The sequence below is a fragment of the Actinomyces oris genome (genome assembly GCF_001929375.1).
Lineage (GTDB): Bacteria > Actinomycetota > Actinomycetes > Actinomycetales > Actinomycetaceae > Actinomyces > Actinomyces oris_B.
Map to the genome: position 1 here is coordinate 15,832 of NZ_MSGO01000003.1, position 18,048 is coordinate 33,879.

The 18,048-nt window shown below is 69.5% G+C and carries 16 protein-coding genes and 1 pseudogene; 9 read left to right on the plus strand and 8 right to left on the minus strand.

What is annotated here, in order from left to right; translation table 11 throughout:
* Positions 1-81 precede the first annotated feature (81 nt).
* The 3 genes and pseudogenes from BKH32_RS00435 (at position 82) to BKH32_RS14160 (ending at position 3,195) form a co-directional block, all read left to right on the plus strand.
* Positions 82-1,560, plus strand: coding sequence for a DUF418 domain-containing protein (locus BKH32_RS00435; RefSeq protein ID WP_075248120.1), 1,479 nt, complete (start codon positions 82-84; stop codon positions 1,558-1,560).
* A 189-nt stretch (positions 1,561-1,749) separates the two neighbouring features.
* Positions 1,750-2,481 (plus strand): annotated as a pseudogene (locus tag BKH32_RS00440) (DUF418 domain-containing protein); the annotation flags it as partial.
* A 438-nt stretch (positions 2,482-2,919) separates the two neighbouring features.
* Positions 2,920-3,195 (plus strand): hypothetical protein, encoded by a 276-nt coding sequence (locus BKH32_RS14160; protein WP_256690156.1) that lies wholly within the window; start codon positions 2,920-2,922, stop codon positions 3,193-3,195.
* Positions 3,196-3,275: 80 nt separating this feature from the next.
* Here BKH32_RS14160 and BKH32_RS00450 read toward each other — a convergent pair whose 3' ends face one another.
* Both BKH32_RS00450 and BKH32_RS00455 read right to left on the minus strand, forming a co-directional pair.
* A complete protein-coding gene (locus tag BKH32_RS00450) occupies positions 3,276-4,559 on the minus strand; it encodes a sensor histidine kinase (protein ID WP_430383777.1) in 1,284 nt (427 codons plus the stop codon).
* Entirely contained in the window at positions 4,556-5,215 is a 660-nt protein-coding gene (locus tag BKH32_RS00455; protein ID WP_075248122.1) for a response regulator transcription factor, read from the minus strand. The genes BKH32_RS00450 and BKH32_RS00455 overlap by 4 nt, the downstream gene beginning before the upstream one ends.
* Positions 5,216-5,391: 176 nt before the next feature.
* Between BKH32_RS00455 and BKH32_RS00460 the strand changes: the two genes are divergently transcribed.
* The 4 genes from BKH32_RS00460 to BKH32_RS00475 all read left to right on the plus strand — a co-directional run bounded on the left by BKH32_RS00460 (position 5,392) and on the right by BKH32_RS00475 (position 9,080).
* The gene (locus BKH32_RS00460; RefSeq protein ID WP_075248123.1) at positions 5,392-5,859 is read left to right on the plus strand and encodes a hypothetical protein; all 468 of its coding nucleotides are present in this window, start codon (positions 5,392-5,394) and stop codon (positions 5,857-5,859) included.
* Positions 5,860-5,942: 83 nt separating this feature from the next.
* Positions 5,943-7,142: a peptidoglycan-binding protein gene (locus BKH32_RS00465; protein WP_075248124.1), complete on the plus strand. Its 1,200-nt coding sequence runs from the start codon at positions 5,943-5,945 to the stop codon at positions 7,140-7,142.
* Positions 7,139-7,852 (plus strand): ABC transporter ATP-binding protein, encoded by a 714-nt coding sequence (locus tag BKH32_RS00470; protein WP_075248125.1) that lies wholly within the window; start codon positions 7,139-7,141, stop codon positions 7,850-7,852. Before BKH32_RS00465 ends, BKH32_RS00470 begins: the two co-directional genes overlap by 4 nt.
* Positions 7,827-9,080, plus strand: coding sequence for an ABC transporter permease (locus BKH32_RS00475; protein ID WP_081376634.1), 1,254 nt, complete (start codon positions 7,827-7,829; stop codon positions 9,078-9,080). Before BKH32_RS00470 ends, BKH32_RS00475 begins: the two co-directional genes overlap by 26 nt.
* A 222-nt stretch (positions 9,081-9,302) precedes the next feature.
* Here BKH32_RS00475 and BKH32_RS00480 read toward each other — a convergent pair whose 3' ends face one another.
* From BKH32_RS00480 to BKH32_RS00500, 5 genes are all read right to left on the minus strand, one after another.
* A complete protein-coding gene (locus BKH32_RS00480; protein WP_075248126.1) occupies positions 9,303-9,485 on the minus strand; it encodes an Rv0909 family putative TA system antitoxin in 183 nt (60 codons plus the stop codon).
* Positions 9,486-9,769: 284 nt separating this feature from the next.
* Positions 9,770-10,234, minus strand: coding sequence for an MmcQ/YjbR family DNA-binding protein (locus tag BKH32_RS00485; RefSeq protein WP_075248127.1), 465 nt, complete (start codon positions 10,232-10,234; stop codon positions 9,770-9,772).
* 195 nt (positions 10,235-10,429) lie between these two features.
* Complete coding sequence (locus BKH32_RS00490) at positions 10,430-11,143, minus strand: hypothetical protein (RefSeq protein WP_075248128.1); 714 nt, start codon at positions 11,141-11,143, stop codon at positions 10,430-10,432.
* A gap of 164 nt (positions 11,144-11,307) precedes the next feature.
* Positions 11,308-11,979 (minus strand): hypothetical protein, encoded by a 672-nt coding sequence (locus BKH32_RS00495; RefSeq protein ID WP_075248129.1) that lies wholly within the window; start codon positions 11,977-11,979, stop codon positions 11,308-11,310.
* 22 nt (positions 11,980-12,001) lie between these two features.
* Positions 12,002-12,664, minus strand: a complete 663-nt coding sequence (locus BKH32_RS00500) for a hypothetical protein (protein WP_075248130.1) — start codon at positions 12,662-12,664, stop codon at positions 12,002-12,004.
* A 244-nt stretch (positions 12,665-12,908) separates the two neighbouring features.
* Between BKH32_RS00500 and clpB the strand changes: the two genes are divergently transcribed.
* The gene (gene clpB, locus BKH32_RS00505; RefSeq protein WP_075248131.1) at positions 12,909-15,590 is read left to right on the plus strand and encodes an ATP-dependent chaperone ClpB; all 2,682 of its coding nucleotides are present in this window, start codon (positions 12,909-12,911) and stop codon (positions 15,588-15,590) included.
* Between the two features lie 132 nt (positions 15,591-15,722).
* Here clpB and BKH32_RS00510 read toward each other — a convergent pair whose 3' ends face one another.
* The gene (locus tag BKH32_RS00510) at positions 15,723-16,754 is read right to left on the minus strand and encodes a DUF3152 domain-containing protein (RefSeq protein ID WP_075248132.1); all 1,032 of its coding nucleotides are present in this window, start codon (positions 16,752-16,754) and stop codon (positions 15,723-15,725) included.
* A 224-nt stretch (positions 16,755-16,978) separates the two neighbouring features.
* Between BKH32_RS00510 and BKH32_RS13405 the strand changes: the two genes are divergently transcribed.
* Positions 16,979-17,278 carry a hypothetical protein gene (locus tag BKH32_RS13405; RefSeq protein ID WP_143222638.1) on the plus strand — a complete coding sequence of 100 codons (300 nt, stop codon included), beginning with the start codon at positions 16,979-16,981 and terminating at the stop codon, positions 17,276-17,278.
* Positions 17,279-18,048: the final 770 nt, after the last annotated feature.

Genomic DNA, 18,048 nt, shown 5'->3' on the forward strand with positions numbered 1-18,048 from the left:
GCGGCAGAACAGATGGCCCACCCCGTGCATCATTCTCCGGGCGGATACCGCCGGTCCTCGACCGGCCGTAAGGTCCTGCCCATGCGGATGACAACCTCCTTCACCGGCTCGCGGGGCGTGCGATACCCCGCCCCTGACGTGGCCCGTGGCTTCATGCTCCTGCTCATCGCGGTCGCCAACGTTCCGTCATGGAACAAGATGCCGAACGGGGCCGAGCCGCCGGTGTCCTCCGTCGACGCCTGGTGGATGTTCGTCCGCACGCTGGTGGTGGACCACCGGGCCTACCCGCTGTTCGCGATGCTCTTCGGCTTCGGGCTCATGACCATGGTCAACCGGCGCATCGCCTCCGGGACCCAGACCTACCTCGCCTGTCTGCCCGGCGCGCCGGAGGGCCGCGAGCCGATGCCGCACGAGGCGGCCTGGGCCCGCGAGATGGCCACCATTGACGCCTACCGCCTGGTACGGCGCCGCGGCTGGTGGATGATCCTGTTCGGATTCGTCCACGGCATCGTCTTCCCCGGCGACATCATCGGAGCCTATGGGCTGGTCGCCGTCCTCCTGGCCAACCTGCTGGCCCGCAAGAACTACTCGGCGCTCTATCTCACCGCGGGCATCATCACCGTGGTGGCGCTGGGGACGTACCTGGCCACCGGGACCCTGTCGGCGGACATCCCGACGGCCTCCGGGGAGCAGTCGATCTCGCTCACAGCGGCGCTGCTCTGGGCCGGCGGCAACATCGCGCAGTGGGTGGTCGTGCTGGTCGTGCAGATCCTCATCGCACTCATCATCCCCGCCGCGGTGATCGGCGCCCGCCTGGCCGACACCGACCTCCTCACCCAGCCGGAGCAGCACCGGCGCCTGCTGATCTCCGTGGGCCTGGGCGGTCTGGCGCTGGGGGCGCTCGCGGCGCTCCACGGCGCGCTGACGCTCGTGACGTCGATGGAGCTCTGGCCGACGGACTTCGCCGCCAAAGAGTTCTTCGGCCTGGCCGGCGCCTGCGGCTGGCTGGCACTGCTGGTGCTGTATGCCGGGGGGCCCAGGCCGGACGGCCGTCTGACGGGGCTGCGCCGGCTGGCCTCCGCCGTCGGCCGCCGCTCCATGACCGTCTACCTGAGCCAGACGATCCTGTTCGGCATCATCTTCGGCATCATTCCGCTCCTGGTGACGGGCAGGCGCCTGTGGGTGGGGCAGGCCGCGGCCGCCCTCATCGCCCTGGGCGTCTGGCTGGCAACCGTGGTCCTGTGCGTCCTGCTGGAGCGCGGCGGTCATGCCGGTCCCTTCGAGACCCTGCTGCGCACTGCTGTTGCCCGCAGCGAGCGCAGGAGGACGACGCCGCCGCCCCCGCCCGCCGTCTGGCCCGGGATGCAGCCGGGACCGTGGCCGATGGGGCAGATGGGAGTTCAGCCGGGGGCGCCGGTGCCGATGCAGCCGGGCGTGCCGCCGATGGGACACCCGGGGGCGCCGGTGCCGATGCAGCCGGGTATGCCGCCGATGGGGCAGCCAGGAGTTCAGGCGGGTATGCCGCCTGCGACCCAGCCGGGATCGCAGCCGGCTCCCTGAGCCGGCGCAGCCCCCGGAACCGTCCACCGGAAGAACGGCCGGGCGTCAGGCTCCTCCTTTCGGTGGGGACGATCTCGGCGCTTAAGGCGGACGCCGCGGAACCACTGGTTCTCATGCGGTCGAGTTGTGAACACGACTTCCTCCGCTGCCTCCGCGACCTCATTCAATGGTTCCCGCGGCCTGCGCTACCCCGCCCCGGCGGCTGCGGCACCCGCCGGAGCAGGTCAGTCCGTGGCGTCAACGCTGCCCTGGTTCGTGACCAACGTGAACGGGTGGTTCACCACCGCCCTGGGCGCTGCCTTCACCTCGATGGTTCTTCCCGCCGCCTTCCTCGGTGCCCGCCTGGCCGACACCGACCTCATCGCCCACCCCGAGCGCCACCGCGGTCTGCTGACGGTTGCCGGGATCGGTGGTCTGGCCCTGGGGGCGCTCGGCGCGCTTCACGAGATCCTGGTCCCGCTCACCAGTGCTCAGGCCTGGGAGGCCGACTCCGCCTTGATCGCGGTCCTGGGCCTGGCCGGGGGCTGCGGCTGTCTCGCCGTCCTGGCCCTCTACGCCGGCGGACCGCGGCCGGATGGCCGGCTGACGGGCCTGCGCCGGCTCGCCTCCGACGTGGGGCGCCGCTCCATGACCGCCTACCTCAGCCAGTCCTTCCTCTTCGCCGTCATCTTCATGGCCCTGCCCGCCCTGACCGGTATCGGGCTCCACCTGGGGGAGGCCCGGGCCGCAGGGATCGCGCTGGCGGTCTGGCTGGTGACGGTCGGGCTGTGCGCCGCCCCGGAGCGCGGCGGTCACGCCGGTCCCTTCGAGACCCTGCTGCGCACCGCCGTGGCCCGCAGCGAGCGCATACGCCGGCTGCCGGCCCCTCCGTCCCCGGCCTCACCGGTGGGTACCTCCAGCACCTACGACCCGGCGCGCTGAGACACCGAGGCACGGGTGGGTTCCCCAAGCGATGGGGAGGGCTTCCCCCGCGGTCCGGCGGGTGCGTGCCACCACGTCCTCCAGGGATTTTGTATGGTGGGGCGGCCCGGCGACCGCCTCGATGGCGCGTCATCGCACCATGTCCTGAGGACTGTGAGTCGCCTCGCAGAATGCGAGGGCTGACCTGATCGTTTCACAGGGCATCGTTGACGCGGTAGCCTGCCAGCGTCCCCAACTCTGAAGGAAGCGAACAGCCCTCATGACTCAGCCCCCAACCCCGGTCAGCCCTTCTACCAGCAGCAGCCCTCGGCCCCCTCGGCTCCGGTCCCGGGACAGCCCTACCCGCCCCAGCAGCAGTTCCAGGGCGCTCCCGGCGCCCCTACCGCTCCCGGCGTCCCCGGCCAGCCCTTCGCGCAGGCTCCGGCGGGGGACAGCTTCATGGGCAACTTCTTCGATACCGCCAAGCCCTTCGCCGAGAAGTTCGGCAAGGTGGTCTTCTACATCGCCGCCATCGCCCTGGTCGTGAGTTGGGCCTACTCGGCTTACAACGCCGGTGACCTCAACGCTGCCTATGACGTCGAGTCGCATAGCCGGAACTTCAACGCTGGTTGGTTCTTCGCGAGCCTGTTCTTCAACGCCCCCTGGACCGTTGCTGAGATCGGCCTCATCCGGCTCTTCGTCGAGCTGGTCATCAACTCCGGCAAGAAGAACTAGTCGCTGCCCGGCGGGGTCTCGTCTCCGCCGCAGCCAGCTGCTCGATCCTGACGGTCGCCGGCCCGCGTGGCCGGCGACCGTCAGTCGTTGGCGCCGGTTGCGCTTGAGGTGTCCTCGGCCTCCCCCACCGGCAGCTCGAGGACAGCCGTCAGCCCGCCGTCGGGGTTGGCGCTCAGACGCAGCTCGCCGTTGTGCGCGGTGGCCACGGCCGTCACGATGGCCAGGCCCAGTCCGTGCCCGGATCCCCGGGTCCGCCCCCGACCCTCGCCGCGAACGAAGGGCTCGCACAGGGACTCCACGCTCTCGGGCGACACTACGGGGCCCTCGTTGCGGATCGTCAGGCGAACACCGTCGTCCAGACACGCCATGCCCACCGTGATGCGGCCGCCCTCGACGTTGTAGCGGGCCGCATTGCGCAGCAGGTTGGAGACGCTCTGGCGCAGCAGCACCGGGTCGCCGGGCACCCGGGCGGGCAGCAGGTGGGTGGAGACGTGAAGCCTGTGCTCGGCGACCTCCGGCGCGATGAGGCTCAGGGCGTCACGAACCGTGACCTCCATGTCCACGTCCTCGTGGGCCAGCTTGCCGGACTGGGCGTCGGCCAGGTCCAGCAGGGCGTCGATCGTCTCCCGGTTGGCGCGGTTGGTCTCCAGGACCCGGGTCAGAACCCGGCGCAGGTCCTCGGCCGAGGCCTGAGGGTCGGACAGGGCGACGTCGATCATCGTCTGCGTGGTGGCCAGGGGAGTGCGCAGCTCGTGGGAGGCGTTGGCCGCGAACCGGCGGTGGACGGAGAAGGAGCGCTCCAGGGAGTCCAGCATGTTGTCGAAGGTGTCCGCCAGGTCGTGGATCTCGTCACGCGGGCCGGACAGGTCCAGCCGCTGACTGAGGTCGCCCGAGGCGGCGAGCTTGGCCGCCGCATTCATCGAGGACAGCGGCTGCAGCATCCGCCCCGCCAGGATCCAGCCGACGGTCCCGGAGAGCACCACGAGCAGCGCCAGTACGCCGACGGCTGAGCGCATGATGGTGCCGAGCAGATCGAACAGGTTCGTGTCCACCTTGGCGGCCTCGCCGACCTGCGAGACCGGCACGGCGGCGGTCTCCCCGACCGGACCACCGATCTGGATGCTCAGCGTGACGTAGCGCGTGTAGAAGGAGACCAGGGCGATGAGGACCACGCCGGCGGCCGTCACCATCCCGGCGTAGGTCAGGGTCAGGCGGGTCCGGATACTCAGGTGCCGGGGGCGACGCAAGCGCTCCTGGCGACCCGACCGGGCGTCGCGGGCTTTACGGGCGCCGTGGGTCTCGCTGTCGGCTCCTGCGGCCGCGGCGTCGTCGACCCGGGTCTGCGCATCCCCCTGCCCACTCATGCGCTGAACCTGTAACCCGCGCCGGGGACCGTCTGGATCACACGCGGCTCACCGAGCTTGCGACGCAGGTGGGAGATCGTCACCCGCGTGGAGTTGGTGAAGGGGTCGGCGTTGGCGTCCCAGGCCTTCTCCAGGAGCGTCTCAGCGCTGAGGACCCCGCCCTCGGCCTCCATGAGGACCTGGAGGACCGCGAACTCCTTGGGGCTGAGGCGAATGAAGCGCCCGTCGCGGTAGACCTCCCGGCGGAAGGGGTCCAGACGCACCCCGTGGGCCTCGATGACCGGGGTGCGCGCCGGCTGGCTGCGTCGCCCCAGGGCCCGCAGCCGGGCCACCAGCTCGGGGAACTCGAAGGGCTTGGTGAGGTAGTCGTCCGCCCCCAGCTCGAAGCCGCCCACGCGCGCGTCCAGCGTCCGGGACGCGGTGAGCATGAGGACCCGCGTGCTGGGGTGGTCATTGACCACCCGGCGGCAGACCTCGTCGCCGTGGATCACGGGCAGATCCCGGTCCAGGACGATGATGTCGTAGTCGTTGAACTCCACCTGCTCCAGGGCGCTGGCCCCGTCGCCGACGACGTCAACGGCCATCGCCTCACGCCGCAGCCCAGTGGCGATGGCCTCAGCCAGGTACTCCTCATCCTCCACAACGAGCACGCGCATTGCCCTATCTCCTTCACTGTGTGTCTTCGGCCGGTCCCTGAGCGAACCAGCCCCCGTGTTGCCACAACTTAAGCGAAATTGTGAACCCCATGGCAACACCGCTCCCGGTTGGCTGTTCCCCGAACGAACGGACGCCACCGCGTTCCGACCCACGTGAGCCGAAAGGACCCTCTCCCATGAAGCAGCCCCTCAACACCCGGATCCTCACCCGTGCCGCTACGGTGCTGACCTGCGCCGTGTGCGCCGTCGGACTCGTGGCCGGATGCTCCCAGGGCTCGAAGGCGGACTCGGCCGCCTCCGCCTCCGCCACCAGCGGGGACGACTACCTGCTCAAGATGGCCAAGTGCATGCGCGACAAGGGCATCGACGTCTCCGACCCCGACTCCAACGGCAACGTGCAGTTCCCCGACAACGAGGCCGCCAACAAGGCCGCCCAGGAGTGCGAGCAGATCGTCGGCCCCGCCCCCGGCACCGAGGACCTCGCCAAGCCCGAGACGCAGCAGGACCTGGTCAAGGCCGCTGAGTGCCTGCGTAAAGAGGGCTACGACGTGCCCGACCCCGAGGCCGGCAAGGGCATCCAGCTCAACGGCGACATCCCCCAGGACGTCATGAGCAAGTGCTTCTCCCAGGTCGGGAACAAGTGACGCCGCGCCCTTCCGGGCGCCAACAGACCACAGGCTCGCGCGGCCCGGCTGCCGCGCAGACACACACTCAGACAGGCAGACACATGGATCAGATCACCACCTCCCCGCAGGTCGACGACGGCTCGACCGGTACCGCGGACAAGCCGGGTACAACCCACCGCACCCGACGCCGGGCCTTCCTGGCCATGGGGGCCGCCGCGATCCTGGCTGCGGGCGCTGGTGCAGGCGCCTTCGCCTCCAGATCGGGCCCCTTCGCGGCCAAGGCCAAGCCGACGACGTCGACCTTCAACGGCGCCACCGACACCATCACCAAGGGGGACCTCCAGGGGCACACCTCCGTGACCGGCACCCTGCGCTACTCAGACTCGCGCAAGTTCAAGTCGGGCTTCGAGGGCGTTCTCATCCAGGTGCCCGCCGCTGGGACCGTCCTGACCCAGGGGGACGTCCTCTACCGCACGGGCTCCGGGACCGCCTACCTCATGCGTGGCTCCCTGCCCGCCTGGCGCAACTTCGAGGCCGGCATGGAGGACGGCGAGGACATTCGCCAGCTCGAGACGGCCCTGAGGGACCTGGGGTACTTCGACTACGATCCCGACGACCACTTCAGCTGGGCCACCACCAGCGCCATCATGAAGTGGCAGAAGGACCTCGACCTGCCCCAGACCGGGACCATCCCACTGGGACGGGTGGTCTTCGCCCCCGGGGACCTGCGCGTGGGGAAGGTCGCTGCCCGGGTGGGTGACCGCGTCGCCGCCGACACCGAACTCTTCGACGTCACCTCCACCACCCAGGTGGTCGACGCCAACATCAAGCTCTCCGACCAGAAGCTCGCCGTCGCCGGCACCGTCGTGACCATCAAGCTGCCCGACGCCAAGACCACTCAAGGCAAGATCACCTCCGTGGGCACCCCCACCGAGAAGTCCTCCGGCTCCGAGTCGGGTTCCGGCTCCGGCTCCGGTTCTGGTTCTGGGTCTGGTTCCAGCGAGTCCAAGGAACGAGTCATCCCCATCACCGTGACCCTCACCGACGCCTCGGCGACCACCAACTTCCAGGAGGTCTCCGTCACCGTCGACCTGCCCAGCGAGAAGCGGACGGGTGTCCTGTCGGTGCCGGTCGGCGCCCTGCTGGCCCTGAGCGCCGACCAGTACGGCGTCGAGATCGTCGAGTCCAATGGCACCACCCGCAAGGTGCCGGTCACCATCGGGCTGTTCGCGGGCGGGCGCGTGGAGATCTCCGGTAAGGACATCTCCGAGGGACAGCGAGTGGTGGTGCCGCAGACATGAGCCGCATCCTGTCCCTGCGTGACGTGAAACGCACCTACGGGGAGCCGCCCGTGGCCGCCTGCGCGGGCGTGAGCCTGGAGATCGACTACGGCGAGTTCGTCGCCATCGTCGGCCCCTCGGGCTCGGGCAAGTCCACGCTCCTCAACCTCATCGGCACCCTGGACCGGCCCAGCGCCGGCACCGTCGAGATCGACGGCGTCGACGTCGGCTCCCTGTCCGACGCCAAGCTCTCGGCCCTGCGGTCCAGCCGCATCGGCTTCGTCTTCCAGCAGTTCCACCTGGCTGACGGCGTCAACGCGGTCGACAACGTCGCCGACGGCCTGCTCTACAGCGGGGTCCCCCGCTCCGAGCGGCGCCGACGCGCCCGAGCCGCCCTCAGGCGCGTCGGCCTGGCCCACCGGCTCGACCACCGCCCCCACCAGATGAGCGGCGGCGAGCGCCAGCGCGTGGCCATCGCCCGGGCCGTCGTCGGCGAGCCCCCACTGCTGCTGGCCGACGAACCCACCGGGAACCTCGACTCCACCTCCGGGGCCTCGATCGTCGAGCTCCTCCACGAGCTCCACGCCCAAGGCACCACGATCATCGTCATCACCCACGACAACGAGCTGGCCGCCCAGCTCCCCCGGCAGATCGCCATCCGCGACGGCCGTATCGTGGGGGACTCAAGCCTGAAGGAGATCGTCCATGACGACGTCTACGCTCCGGCGTGACCGGTCCACGGCCGAGCGGGCCGGCAACGCCCCGGCCCGGCGGCTCCAGCGCTCGCGGCTGCGCCTGGCCGACGTGCTGCGCCTGGGAGGCACCGGCATCAGGGCCCGCCCCACCCGTGCCTTCCTGTCCGCACTGGGGATCGCCATCGGTATCGCCGCCATGATCTCGGTGGTGGGCATCTCGGCCTCCAGCCGCGCCCAGCTCTCCGCCCAGCTCGACTCCCTGGGGACCAACCTGCTGACGGCCACCGCCGGCCAGGACCTCTTCGGCAACTCCTCCTCCCTGCCTCAGGACAGTGTCGGCAAGGTCCGCCTCATCGACAACGTCCAGAGCGCCTCGAGCACCGGGCTGGTCAAGAACTCGCTGGTCTACCGCACCCCGCTCATCGACAAGAACGCCTCCGGCGGCATCACGACCCTGGCCGCGGACAAGTCGCTGCTCGACGTCGTGGCCGGACAGGTGGACAAGGGCACCTGGCTCAACGAGGCCACCAGCAAGTACCCGGCCACGGTCCTGGGGCAGACGGCGGCCCAGCGCCTCGGCGTCGTCTCGCCGGGAAGCAAGGTGTGGATCGGTGGCAACTGGTTCACCGTGGTCGGCATCCTCAAGCCGGTGGTGCTGGCTCCCGAGCTCAACAACGCCGCCCTCATCGGTCAGGGCGTGGCCAGTAACCTGCTGGGGCACGACGCCAAGCCGACGACGGTCTACACGCGCAGCCAGGACGCCGCCGTTCCCACGGTGCGCAAGGTGCTGGCGCCGTCGATCTCGCCGCAGGCCCCCAACGAGGTCAAGGTCTCGCGCCCCTCGGACGCGCTGGAGGCCAAGAACGCGGCCGACAAGGCCTTCACCGGCCTGCTGCTGGGCGTGGGCTCGATCGCCCTGCTCGTCGGTGGTATCGGGGTGGCCAACACGATGATCATCTCGGTGCTCGAGCGCCGTCGGGAGATCGGGCTGAGGCGGTCCCTGGGCGCGATGCGCGGACACATCCTCGTGCAGTTCATGACTGAGGCGCTGCTGCTGGCCTCCCTGGGAGGTGCCCTGGGGTGCATCATCGGGATCGGGGTGACTGCCGGAATGTCGGCCGCCAACGGCTGGCCCTTCTCCCTGCCGGTGGTCGCCGTCGCCGGTGGGCTGGGCATCACCATCGCCATCGGCGCCCTGGCCGGCGTGTACCCGGCGGTTCGGGCCTCCCGCACTCCTCCGACCGCCGCGCTCAACGCTCAGTAGGCGAGCGCCGGCAGCCCGAGGGGAGGCCGATGAGACGTCCCGGTGGGAGACAACTGGGCCCCGCGGTGGCGGCACCGGACTGTGGCGGTCGGTGCCTGAGAGAAATGGGGGATAGCCCAGTTGGCCGGGATCGCGTGAGGGCCCCGCACTGAAATGTGCGGGGCCCTCACTCCTGCGATCAGAAGACCGCGGTGCCTGGGGTCAAGCAGGCTCTCAGCCGGATCACTCCGTGCCGAGCTTGCCGTCGACGGCGTCGCGGGCGGCGTCGATCTTGTCGTCGAACTTGCCGCCGGTCGCCTTCTTGGCAGCACCGGCTGCGGCGTCCAGCGCCTTGTCGCTGATCGCCTCGGCCTTGTCGGAGCTGAGAGCATCACCGGCCTTCTTCGCCAGGTCATCAAGTCCCATCTGTGTCTCCTTCCGTCGGGTGGCCAGACGTCGGATGACGACGGCCTCGCCTGAATAGTGCCAGGTTTGCGCACCTGCGTCATCTGAGGGCGGCTCGGCCCCTGGGCTGCGCCCGGGGACAAGTGACGCGCTCGGGGACAAGTGACGCGGCCGGGGACTTTCTCTCCCCGCCGGGGACCGGAATTCCGTCCCCGAACGCGCAGGACGCCCCGTAGGGAAGCTTGCGCACCCCTACGCGCAGAACGTCCCCGGCCGTTCTGCTGGAGCGCCAGCGGTGCCGGGCCTCACCACTGCCAGGTGGGGCGGGCGGGGGAGCCCGCGGCGTCGGCCAGGAGGACGGCCTCACGCACACGGCGGGTCAGGAGAGACAGGACGAGCCGGTAGGAGTCCTCCACCATGGCGGCGGCCTCGTCCGCCCGGTAGCCGGGGCTGGTGAGGTCGATGCTCACCCAGTGCCGCTTGGACTGGTGGAAGCCCGGTTCCACCCACTCGAAGGCGGCCCGTACGGCGACGACGTCCTCGGGATCGAGCTTGACATTGGCCAGGAGGCGGCCGTCGGTGTGGGGGATGAGCAGCAGGAAGAGGCGGGGGCCCACCGAGGCGACGGGGATGTCCCACTCGGGCTTGTGCCCCGCCCAGGCCCCGGGCAGCGTGGCCGCCTTGGCCAGGAGCTCGTCTCGGCGGGCGGCCACGTTGACGCACCCGGAGGGATCGTTGGGGTGAGGGCTGCGGCGGCATGGTGCGGTCATCGACGTCGAGCCTACGGTCTCCCCGCGGCGGGGGACATTGCGTGCGGCCGGGTGCAGATCACTCCGGGCGGGGACGTCCTGCGCGGAGGGTGACAGGATTCCGGTCCCCGACGGCGTCGAACGCCCCCGGCTGAACGGAAAAGTCCCCGACCGTGCGACGTGTCCCCGCCCGGAGTGGTACGTCCCCGGCTGTGCTCAGTGGATCGTCTCGAGGACGGTCGTCCTCAGCTCCTCGATGGTCTGACCGCTGGAGCCGGCGTTGATGGCGATGATGGCGTACTTCCCCTTCTCCTTGGTGGGAGCCGCGATCAGGGAGCCGTTGACCGTCTGGCCGCCGATGTTCGCGGTGTAGTTGAGCACGGCCGCTTCACCATTGGCGGTCTGCTCGGTGGAGTAGCCGGTCGGGGTCCCTCCGGGGATCGAGGAGAGGGCAGGGCTCAGCTCAGCCTCGGTCGGGGGCTTGGTGGCGGGGACGGTGGTCTTGGAGACGTTGGCGTTGCCGAGGTACGGATCGGTGCCGGTGTCGGGGGCCTTGTAGTAGACGTCGGATGTGGCGTCCAAAGGGGTGGTCTGCCAGCCCTCGGGCACCGCGAAGGTGATGCCGACGGTGGGGGCGGTGATCTCCTGGTAGCCCGCGGGCGTCGCCTTGGGGAGGTCGCTCTTCGTGGCGCTGGTGCTGGCGGAGGCCTTGTCGTCGCCCTTGCTGGTCTTGTCAGCCTCGGCGTCCTTCTTACTGTCCTTGGTCTCACTGTCCTTGTCGTCGCCCTCGTCCGATGCTGACGAGCTGTCGGAGGCGGCTGAGCTGGAGGAGCCGGAGCCCTCAGTGCTCTGAGAGCAGGCGGTCAGAACAGGGGCTGCTGCTAGTGCGAGAGCGGCGAACAGGGCTGCGGTGTTGCGTGTGGTTCTCATGATGCTCCAAGATGAACGAATGACCTACGTCATAAGAAGATCATGATCTTCTGGGAATTTTCTTGATGCGTTGGTTTCGCTCACGGTTCATCGAGCGCGGGGCTGGGGCAACGCCCATTCCGGGACTCTGGCGGCGGCGAGCAGTCGCTTTGGAGGGGAGCCCCTCAGTGCGCCGTCGCGATGATGACCTCGGTGATCCTCTTCGCGTCGTCCTGGGAAACGGAGAAGACGAACACGCGGGCGTAGTCCCCCGATGAGGTGGGCAGGTAGAGGACGGACCCGTAATCCGCCTTGCTGCGCGGGGAGTGGGTGAAGGTCCCCCGGATCCCCTGCCCGTTGCGGGTCTGGATCGCCTCGACCGCATCGATCGACACCTGGTCCTGCTTCGCGGCGTCGACGAAGACGTCCCCGACGTTCATCTTCGCGTTCTCCTGGCGCTCATTGTCGATGTAGACCCGCGGTGAGAACGGCTGCCCCGGGGCGGAGCCGGCGGTCTTGAACACCTCGTAGGAGTCGAGGTTCGCCTTGAGTGCCCTGTTGTCATCCGTGCCCAGGTCCTCGGCCAGGGGGATGAGCTCGGTGGCGGAGTAGCTGGAGATGTCCCTCCAGTCGGCGGGTAGCGCGATGGTGATGTTGGCCGAGGTGGAGGTGACCTCCGCGTAGCCCGGGGGGATGGCTGAGGGGGTGGGGCCGGTCGGAGGGGCTGCCGGTGCCTCAGGGGCCGACGACGCGGCGGAGCCCCCGGAGGCGCGGCACCCACCCAGCGCGGCCGGACTGACAAGTGCCAGGGCGGCCATGGCGGCGCTGAGGAGTCGAAGCGGTGATCTCGTCGCCATCGCGGTCCTCCGGGGGAGTCCCTCAGCGGGCCGTCGTGAGGATGGTGGACACGATGGTGTCGACCTCCTCGGCGCTGCCGGCCGTCACGGCGATGCGCACGTAGGTGCCCGACGACGTCGGAACGGCGACGACCGCGCCGGCCGTCTGGACCCCCTGGACCTGCGCGGTCGAGGTGTCGACGGCGGCCTGCCCGTGGGTGGACTGCTTGGTGGAGTAGCCCGTCGGCGTGCCTCCCTGCCGGGTGATGGTCTCATCCAGGCTCTCCTGGGACGGGGGCGTCGAGGAGGCTTCGGCCTCCTTGGCGACTGCGACGCTGTTGAAGGAGATTCCGGCGCTCTGCGAGAACCGGCCGTAGAAGGCGTCGGTGCTGCTCAGGCGCTGGGTGAGGGCGGAGGGATCCTGCCCCTGAGCCCGGGCGAGCAGCGCCTTCTGGGCCTCGGGAAGGGCATTGAGGTCCTGCCAGTCCTCAGGGATCGCGAAGGTGAGGCCGGATGTCGGTGCGGTGATCACCTGGTGGCCCGCCGGGATGGAGGCGCTCGCGCCGCCCCCGCCCGCCGACGTCGCCGCGGCCGCGGGGGCCGAGCCGGTCGCTGCGGCCGAGCCCGCCGACGAGGGGCTGCCCTGTGAGCAGCCCGCCAGGATGAGGATGGTGGCCAGAGCCAGGGTGGCGCGCGTGGTTCTCATGATGTCTCCGGAGTCATGGCGGGATTGTGACGTGACCATAGCGGCGGCGTCGAACAGTGGTGTGTCACGTGGTCGACTGGCATGTCGCGGTGGGTGCGGTGAGCGGCGGGATTCCGGCAACAACGGCCTCAGGAGTAGCCCACGTCACTGCCGGTCTCGGAAGTTGAGTGGAATAGACTCAACTCTGTGAAGGTTCTGGTGACCAGAAGACGCAACACGTCACCACCTCTCGAAGGAGATCCGTATGGACACCAACTACACCACCAAGTCGCAGGAGGCGATCTCCGGCGCCATGCAGGCCGCCGCCGCGGCCGGCAACCCCCAGATCGAGCCCGCGCACCTGCTCGTTGAGCTCCTCTCCCAGCCCGACGGCGTCGCCGCCGGACTCCTGGCCGCCGTCTGCCCCGACACAGCGACCCGCCAGGCCGTCGGCGCCTCCGCGCGCCGCATCCTCACCCAGCTGCCCGCCTCCTCGGGCTCCTCCATGACCCAGCCCCAGCCCTCGCGCTCCCTGCTGGCCGCCCTGGAGGCCGCCTCGACGGTCGCCAAGGAGCTGTCCGACGAGTACATCTCCACCGAGCACCTGCTCATCGGCCTGGCCCAGGGCGACGCCTCCGGCTCGGCCCCCACCGTGGCCCGCATCCTGGCCGACGCCGGCGCCACCCCGCAGGCCCTCATCGAGGCCCTGCCCCAGGTCCGCGGCTCCTCGCGCGTCACCTCCGCCAACCCCGAGGGCACCTACAAGACCCTCGAGAAGTACGGCACCGACCTCACCGAGGCCGCCCGGGAGGGCCGCCTCGACCCGGTCATCGGCCGCGACGCCGAGATCCGTCGCGTCGTACAGGTCCTGTCCCGACGCACCAAGAACAACCCGGTTCTCATCGGTGAGCCGGGCGTCGGCAAGACCGCCGTCGTCGAGGGCCTGGCCCAGCGCATCGTCGCCGGCGACGTCCCCGAGTCCCTGCGCGGCAAGCGCCTCATCGCCCTGGACCTGTCCGGGATGGTGGCCGGCGCCAAGTACCGCGGCGAGTTCGAGGAGCGGCTCAAGGCCGTCCTCAAGGAGATCAAGGACTCCGACGGCGAGGTCATCACCTTCATCGACGAGCTGCACACCGTCGTCGGCGCCGGCGGTGGCTCGGAGGGCGCCATGGACGCCGGCAACATGCTCAAGCCCATGCTGGCCCGCGGCGAGCTGCGCATGGTGGGTGCCACCACCCTGGACGAGTACCGCGAGAACATCGAGAAGGACCCCGCCCTGGAGCGCCGCTTCCAGCAGGTCTTCGTCGGTGAGCCCAGCGTCGAGGACACCGTCGCCATCCTGCGCGGCATCGCCCCCAAGTACGAGGCCCACCACCAGGTGACCATCTCCGACGGCGCCCTCGTGGCGGCCGCGACCCTCTCCGACCGCTACATCACCGGCCGTCAGCTGCCCGACAAGGCCATCGACCTGGTCGACGAGGCCGCCTCCCGGCTGCGCATGGAGCTCGACTCCAGCCCCGTCGAGATCGACGAGCTGCGCCGCCGCGTGGACCGCATGCGCATGGAGGAGGCCTACCTGGGCGAGTCCATCGAGGACGTCTCCACGGCCGACCCCGCCGACGTCGAGCGCCTCGAGCGCCTGCGCGCCGAGCTGGCCGACGCCTCCGAGGAGCTGGCCTCGCTCAACGCCCGCTGGGAGGCCGAGAAGGCCGGCCACAACAAGGTCGGTGAGCTGCGCGCCGCCCTGGACGAGATGCGCACCCGCGCCGACCTGGCCGAGCGCGAGGGGAACTTCGAGGAGGCCGGCCGCCTGCGCTACGGCGACATGCCCGCCCTGGAGCGCCAGATCCGCGAGGCCGAGGCCGCCGACGACGCCGCCGAGCAGGCGGCCGGTGAGCCGATGATCGCCGAGAAGGTCGGCGCCCCCGAGATCGCCGAGGTCGTGGGGGCCTGGACCGGCATCCCCGTGGGCAAGCTCCTCCAGGGTGAGACCGAGAAGCTCCTGACCATGGAGGAGGTCATCGGCGAGCGCCTCATCGGGCAGAAGGCCGCCGTGGCCGTCGTGGCCGACGCGGTGCGCCGCTCGCGGGCCGGCATCTCCGACCCCGACCGCCCCACCGGCTCCTTCCTCTTCCTGGGCCCCACGGGTGTGGGCAAGACCGAGCTGGCCAAGGCCCTGGCCGAGTTCCTCTTCGACGATGAGCGCGCCATCGTGCGCATCGACATGTCCGAGTACTCCGAGAAGCACTCCGTGGCGCGCCTCGTGGGCGCCCCTCCCGGGTACGTCGGCTACGAGGAGGGCGGCCAGCTCACCGAGGCCGTGCGGCGTCGGCCCTACTCCGTGGTCCTGCTCGACGAGGTCGAGAAGGCCCACCCCGAGGTCTTCGACATCCTCCTGCAGGTGCTCGACGACGGCCGCCTCACCGACGGCCAGGGGCGCACGGTCGACTTCCGCAACGTCATCCTCGTGCTCACCTCGAACCTGGGCAGCCAGTTCCTCACCGACCCGCTCACCAGCCCCGAGGAGAAGCGCAATGAGGTCATGAGCGTGGTTCAGGCCTCCTTCAAGCCGGAGTTCCTCAACCGCCTCGACGACATCATCGTCTTCGAGGCCCTCTCCAAGGAGGAGCTGGGCGAGATCGTCGGCATCCAGCTGGCCCGGATCGCCACGCGCCTGACGGACCGGCGCCTGAGCCTGGAGGTCACCGACGCCGCCCGAAGCTGGCTGGCCGACGAGGGCTACGACCCCGCCTACGGGGCCCGGCCGCTGCGCCGCCTCGTCCAGCGCGAGATCGGCGACCGCCTGGCCCGCATGCTGCTGGCCGGGGAGGTCCTCGACGGCCAGAGCGTCGTCGTCGACAAGGCCGACGGCTCCGAGGGACTCACGCTGCGGGCCGAGGGCGAGGCGCACCTGTCGTCGGCCTCCTCGGCGGCGTCGCCGGCCTGAGCCCGGAACCCGACTGAGGCGGCCGCCTGAAGCGGAGGCTGTGATGGGCCGGTGACAGGCCAGTGATGAGGGGGGCGGGCCCACCTGAGTGGTGGGCCCGCCCCCTTCGCGCTGCCGGCGTCGTCGTGGGCCTCAGCCGGGCTGGTTGTCCTGGGTGGGCCAGGCGTTGTACACGCAGCCGCCGGCCAGGTCGTGGCTCTGCTGGGCCATGAGCGGGGCCTTGAGGCCGGCTCCGGCGCAGAACTCGTGCTCGTGGCCGAGGAAGTGGCCCACCTCGTGGTTGGTGACGTAGATGCGGTAGGAGTCGACGTCGGGGTAGGTGATGGCGCCCCAGTTCCACCGGTCGGAGTTGATGACCACGTTGTCCCCGTTGCGGCAGCTCCACATGCCGCCGGTGTCCAGCGGTGAGCACAGGGCGTCGGCGCTGGGCGGCGTGGCGATGTTGAAGGTGAAGTCCGCGCTCGCGGGGTCGGCCACCGGCTGGAAGGACGTGTTCTGCGCGGTGGGCCAGCCGCGCTCGTCATTGAGGATGCGCTCCACGATGGGGGCCGCCGTCGCGGCGTCGACATGCGTGCCGCCCTCGACTCGCAGCACATAGCGGTAGACGGTGGTGGCCGCGGGCCGGGAGACGGGCACGGCCGGCGCGATCGTCCAGGTGCCGTTGCCGACGGCGCCGGAGTGCGCGAAGCCCTCGGAGTCCAGCCGCGGGGACGGGAGCGCCGAGGCGGACGGCGTCGGTGAGGCGGAGGGGGCGGCCGAGGCCGACGGCGAGGCCGCGCGGCTGGCGGACGCCCGGGCGGAGGGCACGGCGGTGGCCTGCGACGGCGTCGTCGACGGCTTGGGGGAGGAGCCCAGCGGCAGGGCGAAGCCGGGGCGGAGCCCCCAGGCTCGCAGGCCGACGACGATCAGGGCCAGCGCCACGACGAAGGCCGTGCCGTAGAGGAGCCGGTTACGGGCGCGACGCCGACGCCGCTCTCGGCGGGCGATGGCGAGTGCTCGCCGGCTGGTGGGATCGGGTGCGTCCGACGAGGGACGCTGCGGGGAGGGCCGGCCCTCGGGGCTGCGTCGATGACCGGCGGAAGGTCGACGGCGTCCGGACGCCGACGACGAGCCGCGGCCGGGACGGGCGGGGCGCCGCGGCTGCTGCGGGGTCGAGGGACGCATATGACCATCGTAGGGGCGCGTACCCGACCAACCCTCCGGAAGGTGCCGCCGCGCGCCCAAGGTCACATGCGGCGGGTCTTTGTGGGGATCCGTCGATCTGCCCGGAGTGCGCTCATCTCCGGGCGTCAGCCGCGATGCTGTGGGCTGAACCTCCCCAAGATGTCGCTGGGAGCATGTGACCTGCTACTACAAGGTGATCCACCGCGCCCCAACCAGGAGTACCGATGAAGACGTACTCAACCGCAACCTACCTCAAGGTGAATGATAAGACTCGCGCGAACTATCTGTGCGAGTTGCTCAGTAGTGTTCTAAAAAGCGCAGCCGAGACCGTTGACCATGTCGATTATGATGAGGTGCGGCTGCTTCCGTCTGCAGGCTCAATCTATGTGGGCTTACTTGTCCAAGCGGATAGTGCTCAGGGGGCTGCCGAGCTTGCGGAGGTAGTCTATTCAAGCGCGCTTAACCTGATGGGTGAAGCTGCTGAAGAAGTATCGCGTCGGCAGACTTCCCTTTCTTACGCCTGATATTCTGCTCGCCTGGGAGAATGTCGAAGGTGACGAAAGAGCTGTCGGGAGATCTTGAAGATAAGATACTGACATTGACGTTTCGGCGTCACTTGAAAAGTCACTTCGGGGAAGTTGCGGCTACATTCTCCAGTATCACCTCCTCTATTCCAGTCTTTCCGGCTCTCGTCGTTTTCCCGGCAGTGAAGTACTGTGGTGGATTTGCATTATTCTTGGTGTTCTGGGGGTGATTTTATCGCTTATTCACACCCTTAGGGTGCGGCCGACAAGAGAAGAGCTCTTGCGGGGGGCTGACCGTCTTGGTGAGCAGCAAGAGCAGTGGGAGGGCGAACTTCGTGACGCCCTCAACGTGGTTGCACAGCGTCTCTTCGATGAGACGGTCTCTAAAGCAAATGCTAGTGCGAGCGAAGCTCGTCTCACGAAGGCTTATTCATGGGGTGAATATGAATATGAGTCCGAGGATGGCGGTGATGGAGGCTTATTCAAAGCATCCGTTGAAGGTGCTGTGGCCTGCGCAGATGCTGGCGTCGACTAGTCCTGTGAATAAGTCTCAAGGGTACGACTGCGGCATCTCCCCTACGAATGCGTGCGCCGGGCGGGCTCAGTGGTGGGTCTCGGCGGTGTGCTGTGAGGCCCTTGGTGTCACGATCGGCGACTTTTAGGGCGTCCATTGGCCGACGTGCCTGAGCCTGTGCCGTCTCTGACCTGCGTATACGTGCCAGGGCGCGATGGTCATCGGCCAGGTGAGCCCCCTAAAAGTCGCCAATCGT

Bases quoted from the DNA above. Each gene is read 5' to 3' on its own strand.
- BKH32_RS00500 (WP_075248130.1), bottom strand. From the start codon at position 12,664: ATGAGAACCACGCGCGCCACCCTGGCTCTGGCCACCATCCTCATCCTG.
- BKH32_RS00455 (WP_075248122.1), bottom strand. From the start codon at position 5,215: ATGCGCGTGCTCGTTGTGGAGGATGAGGAGTACCTGGCTGAGGCCATC.
- BKH32_RS00480 (WP_075248126.1), bottom strand. From the start codon at position 9,485: ATGGGACTTGATGACCTGGCGAAGAAGGCCGGTGATGCTCTCAGCTCC.
- BKH32_RS00475 (WP_081376634.1), top strand. From the start codon at position 7,827: ATGACGACGTCTACGCTCCGGCGTGACCGGTCCACGGCCGAGCGGGCC.
- BKH32_RS00470 (WP_075248125.1), top strand. From the start codon at position 7,139: ATGAGCCGCATCCTGTCCCTGCGTGACGTGAAACGCACCTACGGGGAG.
- BKH32_RS00495 (WP_075248129.1), bottom strand. From the start codon at position 11,979: ATGGCGACGAGATCACCGCTTCGACTCCTCAGCGCCGCCATGGCCGCC.
- BKH32_RS00490 (WP_075248128.1), bottom strand. From the start codon at position 11,143: ATGAGAACCACACGCAACACCGCAGCCCTGTTCGCCGCTCTCGCACTA.
- BKH32_RS00460 (WP_075248123.1), top strand. From the start codon at position 5,392: ATGAAGCAGCCCCTCAACACCCGGATCCTCACCCGTGCCGCTACGGTG.
- clpB (WP_075248131.1), top strand. From the start codon at position 12,909: ATGGACACCAACTACACCACCAAGTCGCAGGAGGCGATCTCCGGCGCC.
- BKH32_RS00450 (WP_430383777.1), bottom strand. From the start codon at position 4,559: ATGAGTGGGCAGGGGGATGCGCAGACCCGGGTCGACGACGCCGCGGCC.
- BKH32_RS00465 (WP_075248124.1), top strand. From the start codon at position 5,943: ATGGATCAGATCACCACCTCCCCGCAGGTCGACGACGGCTCGACCGGT.
- BKH32_RS00435 (WP_075248120.1), top strand. From the start codon at position 82: ATGCGGATGACAACCTCCTTCACCGGCTCGCGGGGCGTGCGATACCCC.
- BKH32_RS14160 (WP_256690156.1), top strand. From the start codon at position 2,920: ATGGGCAACTTCTTCGATACCGCCAAGCCCTTCGCCGAGAAGTTCGGC.
- BKH32_RS00510 (WP_075248132.1), bottom strand. From the start codon at position 16,754: ATGCGTCCCTCGACCCCGCAGCAGCCGCGGCGCCCCGCCCGTCCCGGC.
- BKH32_RS13405 (WP_143222638.1), top strand. From the start codon at position 16,979: ATGAAGACGTACTCAACCGCAACCTACCTCAAGGTGAATGATAAGACT.
- BKH32_RS00485 (WP_075248127.1), bottom strand. From the start codon at position 10,234: ATGACCGCACCATGCCGCCGCAGCCCTCACCCCAACGATCCCTCCGGG.